This window comes from Methylobacterium sp. Leaf465 (genome assembly GCF_001424705.1).
Taxonomy (GTDB): domain Bacteria; phylum Pseudomonadota; class Alphaproteobacteria; order Rhizobiales; family Beijerinckiaceae; genus Methylobacterium.
Map to the genome: position 1 here is coordinate 1 of NZ_LMRA01000025.1, position 11,001 is coordinate 11,001.

Genomic DNA, 11,001 nt, shown 5'->3' on the forward strand with positions numbered 1-11,001 from the left:
CAGACCGTCCAGGATCGCCGTCGCCTCCGACGCGGTCACCGCGGTCGCTTGCGCCCGCTCCGGCGCGATCTTGTCTTGCGAGGTCTTCTCTTGCGAGGTTTCTTGCCGTGACACTGAATCCACACCCGTTCGTTTGCTGGCACCCGCTCGATCCGGCCCGCCGCCAACGCTCTGCGCGGACCGACCCTCGAACGATGCATGCCCCAAGACGAAACCGGGGCCCTTCGATCGCACTTATAACGTCATTACGCGGCATTGCCACGCCAGGGGGCGCTTGCGCTTTCCCACAGACCGCGCGCGGTCTGCAATTCCATTCCGAAATCCGAAGCGCGGGAGACCGATCCGTCGCCGCGCCGTGACTGTGGAGATGCTGGCGCCGACGCCTGAACTCCGGCAGGTAATCCCACCGCTCGTTCCGATCAACGGTGCGATCGTCTTTTCCCGTCCGCCGATCCCGCATCGAGGCAGGCCATGTCGCTCCTCCGCTTTCCCGCCGGCCTCGCCGTGATCGCGACACTCGCGAGCGGTTCCGCCTGGGCGGCGGGCCGTACCGCCGACCCGTCGCTCGTGCGCCGACACGCGCCGGTCGAGCCCTTCACGTTCCCGTGCGGGACACCCGGCACCTGCGGCGTCCAGGCAGGACCCGGTCCGGCCGATCGCGATGTGCGTCCCTTCGAGGGTACCCTCGGTCGGCCCTGCGGCTATCGCACGCGGGCGACTCCACAGGGGATCCGCAAAGTCCGCGTATGCTTTTGAGCCCACGCGATCCATGGTCGGTCCACGCCTCCTGCTGCTGTCTGCCTGGCTCTGCGTCGCACCGGTTGCGGCCCTGGCCGAGGGCTGCGCCGACGCGTTCGCGGAGGGGCGCCGGCCGGAGATCATCAACCCGAAACTGGCCGAACGCGCCGTGCCGCTTTGCTACGAAGCCTTCGCGGTGCTCCATTCCGGCCTCTCGCGGACACCGCTCTACGCCGCCGAGCGCCTGACGCGGGACAGCGTCGCGGCGGCTCGCCGGGTCGACCGCATCGACGCCTTCCATGACGAGGATGCGCTGCCGGCGGCCGACCGGGCGCGGCTCGATGATTATGCCCGTAGCGGATACGACCGCGGCCACATGGCCCCGGCCGGCGACATGCCGACCGGCGTGGCCCAGGCGCAGTCCTTCAGTCTCGCCAACATCGTCCCGCAGGACCACGCCCTCAATCGCGGGCTCTGGGCGGCGATTGAGGAGAGCGTCCGGCGTCTCGCCACCCGACGCGGGACGCTCTACGTCGTGACCGGACCGATTTATTCCGGCGATGCCGTCCAGGCGATCAACGGGCGCGTTTTGGTGCCGACCCAGCTCTTCAAGGCGCTCTACGACCCGGCCACCGGGGAGGCGGGCGCCTACCTGATGGCGAATCAGGACAATCCGCCCTGGCAGGCCGTCTCCGTCGACACCTTGCGCACGGTGTCCGGGCTCGACGTCTTTCCGATGCTGGTCTCCACCGCCAAGGTACGGGCGATGGATCTGCCGGAGCCGCGGGCCTATTCCCGGGGCGAGCCCGAAGGCGACGAGCGTCCGCGCCGCCGGGCGCCCCAAACGGATTCGTTCGAGTCCTGGGCCAAGGACCAGCTGCATCGCGCCTTGCGGCGTCTCTGGCGCGATCTGATGCGTGCCATCTTCTGAGGGGGGGTGTTCCGATGCCGAAGACGGGTGCCCCCCATGACCCAGACCGGTCGTCGGACACGCGGTCGGAGAAGAGCCCGGTCCGGTTCGCGCCCTTCGCGGACGACGCGGCCGTCCAGACGATCGGCGGTCTCTCCGTCGAGAACGGCCGCGATCGGATCGCCATCCACGGCAGTCTCGACCTCGCGCGGGACGCGCGCGGGCTGGAGCGGGCCCGGGCCCTCGCAGCGGCCTTCGCCGCCATCGTGGCCGCCCTGGAGGCGGCGCCGTTGCCCGAACAGGTCGCGGAGGAGTCGCGGTCCGCCGACACGGTGAAGAACCCCTTCGCCTGAGGCCGGGATCTCGGCCCTTCTTCTCGGCCCCGTTCTTGCCGGTCGGTCGCCGCCCTGATACTCCGGCGCAACACTCTCACGCGAAGCGGTTCGACGACGGCGAGCGCCCGAGGTCCGACCGCATCGGCGCTCTTGGCGCGGCACGCCGTCCGGTTCGACCGGACGCAGCCGCGCAACACTGCACACGCTGATTCCGATGGTCGAGGCGCAGGGCGCGCCGGGCCGCCGACACGACAGGGATACCACCATGGCGCGCGAATTCATCTACCACATGAAGGGTCTGACCAAGACCTATTCGGGGGGCAAGAAAGTCCTCGATAACATCAACCTGTCCTTCTACCCGGACGCCAAGATCGGCGTGCTCGGCATCAACGGATCGGGCAAGTCGACCCTGCTGAAGATCATGGCGGGCATCGACAAGGACTGGACCGGTGAAGGCTTCGTCGCCCAGGGTGCCCGGGTCGGCTACCTGCCGCAGGAGCCCCAGCTCGATCCGAACAAGTCCGTGCGCGAGAACGTGATGGAGGGCGTCGCCGAGAAGCAGGCGCTGCTCGACCGCTACAACGAACTCGCCATGAACTATTCCGAGGAGACGGCGGACGAGATGACCGCCCTTCAGGACCGGATCGAGGCCGCCAACCTGTGGGAGCTGGATTCGAAGGTCGACCAGGCCATGGAGGCGCTGGGCTGCCCCAGCGACGAGCAGCCCGTCGCGACCCTCTCGGGCGGCGAGCGCCGCCGCGTGGCCCTGTGCAAGCTGCTGCTGTGGGAGCCCGAACTGCTGCTCCTCGACGAGCCGACCAACCACCTCGACGCCGAGACGGTGAACTGGCTCGAAGGCCACTTGCGTCAGTACCCCGGCGCGATCCTGATCGTGACCCACGATCGCTACTTCCTCGACAACGTCACGGGATGGATCCTCGAGCTCGACCGGACCCGCGGCTACCCGTACGAGGGCAACTACTCGGCCTGGCTGGTGCAGAAGCAGAAGCGGCTCCAGCAGGAGGGCCGCGAGGACATGGCCCGCCAGCGCGCGATCAACCGCGAGCAGGAGTGGATCGCCGCCTCGCCGAAGGCCCGCCAGTCGAAGTCGAAGGCCCGCATCACCCGCTACGAGGAGCTGGTGGCCAAGTCCCAGGACAAGATCGACGCCTCGGCGCAGATCGTCATCCCGATCGACGAGCGCCTGGGCAACAACGTCATCGAGTTCGAGCACCTCAACAAGGCGTTCGGCGATCGTCTGCTGATCGAGGATCTCTCGTTTAAGCTTCCGCCCGGCGGCATCGTCGGCGTGATCGGCCCCAACGGCGCCGGCAAGACGACCCTGTTCAAGATGATCACCGGTGCGGAAAAGCCGGACGGCGGCACCATCTCCGTCGGCGAAACCGTCCATCTCGGCTACGTCGACCAGTCGCGCGACGCGCTCGATCCGAACGCCACGGTCTGGCAGGAGGTCTCCGGCGGCAACGACATCATCTATTTCAACAAGCGCGAGATCAATTCCCGGGCCTATTGCGCCGCCTTCGCCTTCAAGGGCTCCGACCAGCAGAAGAAGGTCGGCACCCTCTCGGGCGGTGAGCGCAACCGCGTCCACCTCGCCCGGACCCTGAAGGGCGGCGCCAACGTTCTGCTGCTCGACGAGCCGACCAACGACCTCGACATGGAGACCCTGCGGGCCCTCGAAGAGGCGCTGGAGGATTACGCGGGCTGCGCCGTCATCATCAGCCACGATCGCTGGTTCCTGAACCGCATCGCCACGCACATCCTCGCCTTCGAGGGCGAGAGCCACGTCGAGTGGTTCGAGGGCAACTTCTCGGATTACGAGGAGGACAAGAAGCGTCGCCTCGGCGCCGATTCGCTGATGCCGAAGAAGATCAAGTACAAGAAGTTTTCGCGATAAGACGACGGCCCGGCGCCCGCTTCCCAGGAGGCGGGCGCCGGTTCAGGCCCGGGCGCTCAAGGTCAGGGCGTCCTTCAGGTCCCGCCCGTCCGTGAGCTTGCGGCCCTGGCTGCGCAGTGTCTTGAGGAGGGTCCGGTCCGGAAACGGGCAATAGGGCAGGACCGGCGCGATCGTCCCGGCGGGAAGTCCTCCGTCAGCGAGGTCCGCGAGCGCTCGGTCGAGCAGGACCCGCCCGTGCTCGTGCAGGATCACCGAGGCGCGGGTCGCCGTCGTATCCTCCGGTAGGCGGACCGCTTCCTGCGAAAGGATCGCGCCGGCGTCGATCGTGACGGCGAGGCGATGGATCGTCACCCCGAAGGCCGGCTCGGACTCCGCCAGCGCGTGGATGGTCGGCACGGGCCCGCGATGGCGCGGCAGCAGGCCGGGATGGACGTTGAGGCCGCCCAGCGGTGCGCGGATCAAGGTCGGGCCGGAAAGAATCTGGTCGAAATGGAAGGTGACGATGAGATCGGGGGTGTGCCGCGCGAAGGCCTGCGCCACCTCCGGACCGTTGACGTCGTCGACCTTCAGCGTCGGTATGCGAAGCTCGCGACAGAGCGCCTTCAGGGGCGTGGCACCCGCCGAATTGTTGACGCCGGTCAGCCGGCGTGTCAGCGGCGAGAGCGGCGCGAGGAGATCGGGCAGTCCGAAATTGACGCCGAGATAGGGCAGGATCGCCGGGCCGGAGCGCGCGAGATGGCGCCGGACCTGTCCCACGAGGCCGCCGGAACTCGGTCGTTCGGCGTTCGACAGGCCGACGAAGGCGATCTCCGTCGCGTGGTCGCCGACGAAGCGGCGCACGGCGCGGGCGTTCGGCAGGGCCTCCAGCACGAACACCGCGATCCGGGGGCGGCTCACCGCCCGACCCGGATCTTGAACTTGAAACCGCTCATGCCGAGGCGCCGCAGGAATTCCGGCAGCAGGGCTGCGCCGCGCGCGCCCGCCGCGAGGATCCACGGGAAGGCGACGATGTCCTGGTCCTTGGCCAGGCCGCGCGCGATCCGCCGCGCCGCGTCCTCGGCGCTGAGCTCGAGGGGACGCCAGCCCTGGTACTCGCCGCCCATGGCGGTCTTGACGTAGCCGGGGGTGACGACGTTGATGCGCACGCCGTGCGGCTTCAGCTTCTCCCGCAGCGCCAGACCATGCGCGAGCAGCGCCGCCTTGGTTCCGCTGTACGAGGGCGCGTCGGGGAGCGGCGCGAAGGCCGCCAGGGATGAGATCAGCGCGATCTGCCCGTGGCCGCGGGCCCGCATCAGGGTCACGCAGGGCAGGGCGACGTTGAGGGCGCCGAGGAGGTTCACCTCCACGGTCTCGAAGGCCATGGCTTCGGTCTCCACGTCCCCGCCGGGATCGCCGCCGTTGATCGCCGCGTTGACGATGACGAGGTCGAGGGGATGGGCGCGGTCGGCGCCCTGAAGCCAGTCTGCGACGGATGCTCGCTCGCGAATGTCGAGGCGTCGGGTCTCGACGGCAGCCCCCTTGGCGCGGCACGCGTCGGCGATCGCCTCGAGACGGGTCCGGTCCCGACCCTGGAGGATCAGCGTCGTGCCGGCTTCGGCGTAGTGGCGGGCGAGGGCGGCGCCGATGCCGCTGGACGCGCCGGTGATCAGGATGACGGGCATCGGGACTGCTAGCGCGCCCGGCCGGACCGGATCAATAGACCGGCGCCAGTTCCTGGGGCTCGCTGTCCTCCGCCCGGATCGCGCGGGCCGCGGCCAGGGCCGCGGCCGGGAGCGTCGCTTCCAGCCGCGGGATGGTGCCGGCGATCGCTCGCTCGATGGCCGGGCGGGAGAAGAAGCCGCCGTTGATCTGCGAGCGGTGCAGGACGACGCGTCGGAAATCCGCCATCAAGGGGCCGTCGGGCGGCGTCGGAGCCGTCCAGAACGAGTCCACGCCGCCCTGATGCGTGAGGCCGGGGAAATTGTAGATCGCATTGCCGGCGGCGCAGGTCGGGCGCCCGAGTTCGAGCGACAGCATGCCGACGGTGCTGTTGATCAGGACGACGCCGCGGCTGCCGGCGATCAGGCTGGGCAGGTCGCCGCCGTCGATGATGTCCAGGCGGTCGTTGACCCCGTGCCGGCGCGCCGAATGGCGGGCGTACTTGCGCCAATTGATCAGGCCGCTGTCGAGGGGATGCAGCTTGATCAGCAGGCGGGTCGGCGCCGGAGCATGGGCGGCGAAGGACGCGATCGTTCGATCCATGAAGCCTTCGACCCCCAGGAAGGGGGAATGGACGCGGATCTGGTAGTCGCTGTCGAGCTGGAGCGGCAGCAGGAAGTAATCGACGCCGATCGCCGTGTAGGCTTCGTTCAGCCGTGCCGCCTCGCGTCGCGTATGGGCGCGCCGGGCGAACTTCTTGATCCAGCCGGCATATTCCACCGCGATGTGATGCGGCCGGTGGCTGCGGAAATGCGGGAAGAAGTACGGAAAGCCGAAATTCGCGATGTTGTAGGCCACGTCCCAGAGGCTGCGCCGGGCCATGTCGCCGCTCGACGGCATCGCGCGGCCGGGCTGCGGCAGGCGGCGGGCCACGGCGCGGATCTCGTCCGCGGTCTTCGGCAGCGCCGAGTTGCCGTTCACGCCGCCGAGCTCGCAGGTGATCCAGTTCGGCCGGAGATAGCCCTCCTCGAAGACGTGGAATCGGACGCCGAAGGGCTGGGCGGCGGCCGTGGCGGCGACATGGTAGGGCCGACAATCGCCGAAGAGCACGATGTCCGTTACGCCGTGCGTGCGGACGTAGTCCGCGACGTAGGCGCCCCACTTGTCGAAGCGGCCCCGGTAATTGTCCGAGGGGAGGCGCCAGAACAGCCAGTCGCCGGACGAGAAATTGATGCGCCGCACACAATGGCCGCGCGCCTCCAGGGCGCGGCCCAGCTCTGCGAAGAAGGGTGATGCGAGTCCCTGGAGGAAGAGGAACGTCGCCTGTCCGTCGCGATGCATGTCTGCGCGGGGCTGAAGCATTCTCTCCGACGCCTGCTCCTGCGCCCGTTCAATGGCGGGCCACCCTGGACGGTCAAATCCGTCGCACGGGACTCCCATCCCAGCAATTGGGCGCTCGTAGGGCCGGAATGGATTTCCGGTGGCCTGTGCCTTTACGGCAACGCCCCCTGCGGTGCGGCTGCCCGGCCCGGGCGAGCGCTCTCTCCCGACTCACGCCCCTCGGAGCCCCGAAGATGCTAAGGCAGCGGCCGGTTACGTCGATCCGAAAGTGCGCATGCCCTCGACCCTGCCGTCATCCCTCTTATCCACAGGCGGACGCGTTCACGCGCTGCGATCCGAGATCTCGACCGCGCTGGACGTCCCCTTCGCCTCCCGCTGGCGTCCGGGGGCGGCGCCGGTGGTGTGGCATTCCGGCGTTCTTCGCAGCGTCGCGCAGCGCTTGGCACGTCCCGTGATCGTGGGACCGGGTCCCCTGCTGTCTCCCTACGACACGCCCGGCACGGGGATGGCGAGCCTCCGCGTCGACCACGCTGGCCACGCAACCTGTCTTGGGCAGGTCGACACCGAGGCGCTGCTGCGCGCCCGTACCTTCGGACGGAATCGGTTCTCCCGCCGGACCGTCGAGGCCATCTCGGAGGCCTTGTCCGGTCTCGCCGATCCGTCCCTCATCCTCGCCGAGGGCGCCGTCGCCCACTCCGGCGCCCGCCGTCGGGCCTTCGTGATGCGCGTGCTGGCGGCGCACCCGGACAGGACGTTCCTCGTCGCCGGCTCAGGCGGATGCGCGGACCTGTCGCCGAGCCTCTCTCCGCACTTGCGGGTCATCCCATCCCCGATCGATCCCTGGGCGCTGTTCGAACGGGTTCGCCGGGTCTTCGTCGACGACTGGACGGTCGCCTGCGAGGCGCGTCTCGCAGGGTGCGACGTCGCCCGCGCGGGTGACGCGTCCGCGCCCCCGACGATGCAGGAGCTCGTGGCCCTGCGCTACGGCACGGGGATCCACTACTTCGATCCCTGGACGCGGGCCCCGATCGGGTTCGGGGATTGCCTCGACCGCGTCGCATGGCTGCGCGACCGCTTCGCCGACAACGAGACACGGACGGTGCTGGTCGGCATCTCGGGCTGGAAGCGTCCGGTTCTCGACGCATTCATGGTCGGTCCGCAGGGACCACCGATTCACACCATGACGGCGGAGGATGCCGTGGCGGCCGCCCGGGCGCACCAGGCCCAGGTCCGGGTCTGGGCCACGCGCATGCCGGAACGGCTGGGGCCGCTCTGCGCCGAAGCGGGCGTGCCTCTCGCGCGGATCGAGGACGGTTTCCTGCGTTCCGTGGGCCTCGGGGCCGGCCTCGCCCCCGGCGCCTCGATCGTCGTCGACGATCGCGGGATCTATTACGATCCACGGACCGAGAGCCGGCTCGCTTTTCTCCTGCGGACGTCGGGCTTCCCGCCGGACCTCGTCGCGCGGGCGAAGGCCCTGCGCGAACTCGTGATCGCCCGCCGTCTGACCAAATACAATGTCGGTCTCACCGACGAGTCCGGCGACTGGCCGAGCGATCGCCGGATCGTGCTCGTCCCCGGCCAGGTCGAAGATGACGCCTCGGTGATGCACGGCTCCCCGGTGGTGCGCTCGAACCGCAATCTGCTGCGAGCCGCCCGGGCCCGGAACCCGGACGCGTTCCTGCTCTACAAGCCGCATCCCGACGTGGAGGCCGGGTTCCGGACCGGTGCAATCCCGGAGGCCGAGGCTCTCACCCTCGCCGACCGGATCGTCGGTGGGCTCTCTATCGTGGATCTGCTCGACCGGGTCGACCACGTCGAGACGATGACCTCGCTGGCGGGCTTCGAAGCCCTGATCCGCGGCCGCACCGTCGCGGTCCACGGGCGTCCGTTCTACGCCGGATGGGGCCTGACCGAGGATCTGGCCCCGGGCGCGGATCGGGGACGCCGGCTCGCGCTCGACGAACTCGTGGCGGGCGCCCTCCTGCTCTACCCGCTCTACCTCGATCCGGTCACTCTCAAGCCGTGCTCGGCCGAGCGCCTCCTCGATCGCCTCGCCGCCGCTCGCGATGCGGCCGGTCCTTCGCGCCTCGCCATGAGTCGAACGGCGATTCTCACCATGCGGATGCGCTACGCTCTGCTGAACCCTCTCATCCGACGCCTTCGCGCCAAGCGCGGCGTCGAGCGATTTCCGGACCGGAAGCCCTGACGCCGCAATGACCTTTCTTCTCAGTCTGACCCTTGCCCTGCTGCTCGGTCTGGCCATCGAGGCCCGCGAGGGTGGGCAGGCGCGGCCCGTGAGCCGGCGTCCCCGCGACCTCGCGATCCGCCTCGCGGGCTACGGATGGGTGATGGCGTTCTGGTTTCAGTTCTCCTGGCGTCCCTGGCTCGCGGGCGTCTCCTGCGTCCTGACGATTCTGATCCTCACCATCGTCAGCCGGCTCAAACGCGGCATCATCGGCGAACCGCTGGTGTTCAGCGACTTCGCCCTCCTGCGGCAGGTGCCGCGCCATCCGGAGCTCTACTACACCCGCCCGCTCAGCGACCCTCGCATGGCCGGGCCGCTCATCGTCGCTTTCACAGTGGTCGCCGCTTGGTATGCGATCGAGCCGACCATCCTGCCGGTCGAGCCGAGCGTCGCGATCCTGGCGATCCTGGCCCTCCCGCTGATGCTGGTCAGCAGCGTGGTGCTCTCGGGGGAGGGGAAGGCCGCCGCCGCCCTCGCGCGCTTGTTTCCGGCGCCGGCACTGGACGTCGACATCGCTCGGTTCGGGCTTCCGGCCACGCTGCTCGGCTATGCCCTTCGTTGGCGCGCCCATCGCCGAACCGAACGGGGAGCGGCTCTCCCGACCCCGATCCAGCGGGGCGACGCACCCGTGATCGTCGTGGTACAGCTCGAATCCTTCCTCGATCCGGTACGCCTCGGCGGACCGCCCCTGCCGCTGATGGAGATCATTCGCGAGCGCGCCACCCTCCACGGGCGGCTGCGCGTGCCGGCCCACGGGGCCTACACGATGCGCACTGAGCACGCGGTCCTGACCGGTACCGATGCCGAGGATCTCGGGTTCGGTGTGTTCGACCCCTACCTCACCCATGGCGGCCACGAGCCGACGAGCCTGCCCCTGCGCGCCCGCGATGCGGGGTTCGAGACCGTCTTCGTGCATCCCTTCCACCGCGACTTCTTCAACCGCGCCGCGGTGGTGACACGCCTCGGCTTCGATCGCCTGATCATGGAGGACGACTTCTCCGAGGCACCCCGGGTGGGACCCTATGTCGGCGACGCGGCGATGGCCGACCGCGTGCTGGCGGAAGTCCGCGCGCGCAGCGGCCCCCTGTTTCTGTACGGCATCACGATGGAGAACCACGGGCCGTGGAAGCCAGGGCGTCTGCCGGGTATCGACGACCCGCTGGCACAATACCTGACCCATGTACGCAATACGGGCCGGGCCGTGGAAGCCCTCCTCGCCGGATTGGAGGGCCTGCGGGCCACCCTCTGCGTGTTCGGCGATCATGCTCCGGCCCTTCCCAATTGCCGGCCCGGTTTCGGCGGCACGGCGACGGATTACGCCATCTTCCGGTTCGGACCGGATGCCGGCGGGGGGAGAGCCCGACGCGACCTCACGGCAGCGGAGCTCGGGCGTCAACTCCGTCAGATCATCGCGCTCCCCGGAGAGGGGGAGAGCTTGGCTTTGCCACCCTCGTGACGCATTGGTGATGGATAGGCGGCCGGATCCAGCATGGGCCGGTCGGAGCCTGCCTGGGTGCACGATCCGTTAATCCGATCGCAGCGTTTTGCCGCTATCGTCCGACGCGGCCACCGCTCGGAGGCTTGTGCCGTGATCCCGGTCCCCTCACGGGCGACCTCGGGATCGCGTTTCATCGAACACGATGGCGCCGCCCGTGCGCCGTGACCGAGGCGGGCGTCGTCGCCGGATCGCACCTGCGCGCGGTCCGGTCAGGAGAGTAACAATGCTTCGTAAGGCGTCCCTGGCCGCCCTGACAGCCTGCCTCGTGTCGGGCTGTACCTCGCTTCTGCCTGCGGCCGGCCCGACGACGGGGGCGGTTGTGGAGGGGGCGGACGTGTCCACGAGCGAGGGGACGTTCGCCCGCTACGAGATCGTGGA

8 protein-coding genes and 1 pseudogene are annotated in these 11,001 nt (G+C 69.3%); 6 read left to right on the top strand and 3 right to left on the bottom strand.

Annotated elements, in window-relative coordinates; genetic code table 11:
• Positions 1 to 769: 769 nt before the first annotated feature.
• The 3 genes from ASG51_RS14845 (at position 770) to ettA (ending at position 3,901) form a co-directional block, all read left to right on the top strand.
• A complete protein-coding gene (locus tag ASG51_RS14845) occupies positions 770 to 1,669 on the top strand; it encodes a DNA/RNA non-specific endonuclease (RefSeq protein WP_056381639.1) in 900 nt (299 codons plus the stop codon).
• A gap of 14 nt (positions 1,670 to 1,683) precedes the next feature.
• Positions 1,684 to 2,001, top strand: a complete 318-nt coding sequence (locus ASG51_RS14850) for a hypothetical protein (RefSeq protein ID WP_244480159.1) — start codon at positions 1,684 to 1,686, stop codon at positions 1,999 to 2,001.
• A 247-nt stretch (positions 2,002 to 2,248) separates the two neighbouring features.
• Entirely contained in the window at positions 2,249 to 3,901 is a 1,653-nt protein-coding gene (gene ettA, locus ASG51_RS14855) for an energy-dependent translational throttle protein EttA (RefSeq protein WP_056219775.1), read from the top strand.
• A 42-nt stretch (positions 3,902 to 3,943) separates the two neighbouring features.
• Here the strand turns inward: ettA and ASG51_RS14860 are convergent, their stop codons facing one another.
• Genes ASG51_RS14860 through ASG51_RS14870 form a run of 3 tightly spaced genes read right to left on the bottom strand, consistent with a single transcriptional unit; the run spans position 3,944 to position 6,901 of the window.
• The gene (locus tag ASG51_RS14860; RefSeq protein ID WP_056381642.1) at positions 3,944 to 4,798 is read right to left on the bottom strand and encodes a formyltransferase family protein; all 855 of its coding nucleotides are present in this window, start codon (positions 4,796 to 4,798) and stop codon (positions 3,944 to 3,946) included.
• Positions 4,795 to 5,562, bottom strand: a complete 768-nt coding sequence (locus ASG51_RS14865; protein WP_056219782.1) for an SDR family NAD(P)-dependent oxidoreductase — start codon at positions 5,560 to 5,562, stop codon at positions 4,795 to 4,797. The genes ASG51_RS14860 and ASG51_RS14865 overlap by 4 nt, the downstream gene beginning before the upstream one ends.
• A gap of 31 nt (positions 5,563 to 5,593) precedes the next feature.
• Positions 5,594 to 6,901 (bottom strand): capsular biosynthesis protein, encoded by a 1,308-nt coding sequence (locus ASG51_RS14870; RefSeq protein ID WP_056381643.1) that lies wholly within the window; start codon positions 6,899 to 6,901, stop codon positions 5,594 to 5,596.
• 484 nt (positions 6,902 to 7,385) lie between these two features.
• On the opposite strand from ASG51_RS14870, the gene ASG51_RS14875 reads away from it, so the two are divergent.
• The 3 genes and pseudogenes from ASG51_RS14875 to ASG51_RS25115 all read left to right on the top strand — a co-directional run.
• Entirely contained in the window at positions 7,386 to 9,086 is a 1,701-nt protein-coding gene (locus tag ASG51_RS14875; RefSeq protein ID WP_244480160.1) for a capsular biosynthesis protein, read from the top strand.
• A gap of 7 nt (positions 9,087 to 9,093) precedes the next feature.
• Positions 9,094 to 10,581: an LTA synthase family protein gene (locus ASG51_RS14880; RefSeq protein WP_056381647.1), complete on the top strand. Its 1,488-nt coding sequence runs from the start codon at positions 9,094 to 9,096 to the stop codon at positions 10,579 to 10,581.
• A gap of 265 nt (positions 10,582 to 10,846) precedes the next feature.
• Positions 10,847 to 11,001 (top strand): annotated as a pseudogene (locus ASG51_RS25115) (sugar transporter); the annotation flags it as partial.

Coding starts and splice junctions, on each gene's coding strand:
- ASG51_RS14845 (WP_056381639.1), top strand. CDS start 770: ATGGTCGGTCCACGCCTCCTGCTGCTGTCTGCCTGGCTCTGCGTCGCA.
- ASG51_RS14850 (WP_244480159.1), top strand. CDS start 1,684: ATGCCGAAGACGGGTGCCCCCCATGACCCAGACCGGTCGTCGGACACG.
- ettA (WP_056219775.1), top strand. CDS start 2,249: ATGGCGCGCGAATTCATCTACCACATGAAGGGTCTGACCAAGACCTAT.
- ASG51_RS14865 (WP_056219782.1), bottom strand. CDS start 5,562: ATGCCCGTCATCCTGATCACCGGCGCGTCCAGCGGCATCGGCGCCGCC.
- ASG51_RS14870 (WP_056381643.1), bottom strand. CDS start 6,901: ATGCTTCAGCCCCGCGCAGACATGCATCGCGACGGACAGGCGACGTTC.
- ASG51_RS14875 (WP_244480160.1), top strand. CDS start 7,386: ATGGCGAGCCTCCGCGTCGACCACGCTGGCCACGCAACCTGTCTTGGG.
- ASG51_RS14880 (WP_056381647.1), top strand. CDS start 9,094: ATGACCTTTCTTCTCAGTCTGACCCTTGCCCTGCTGCTCGGTCTGGCC.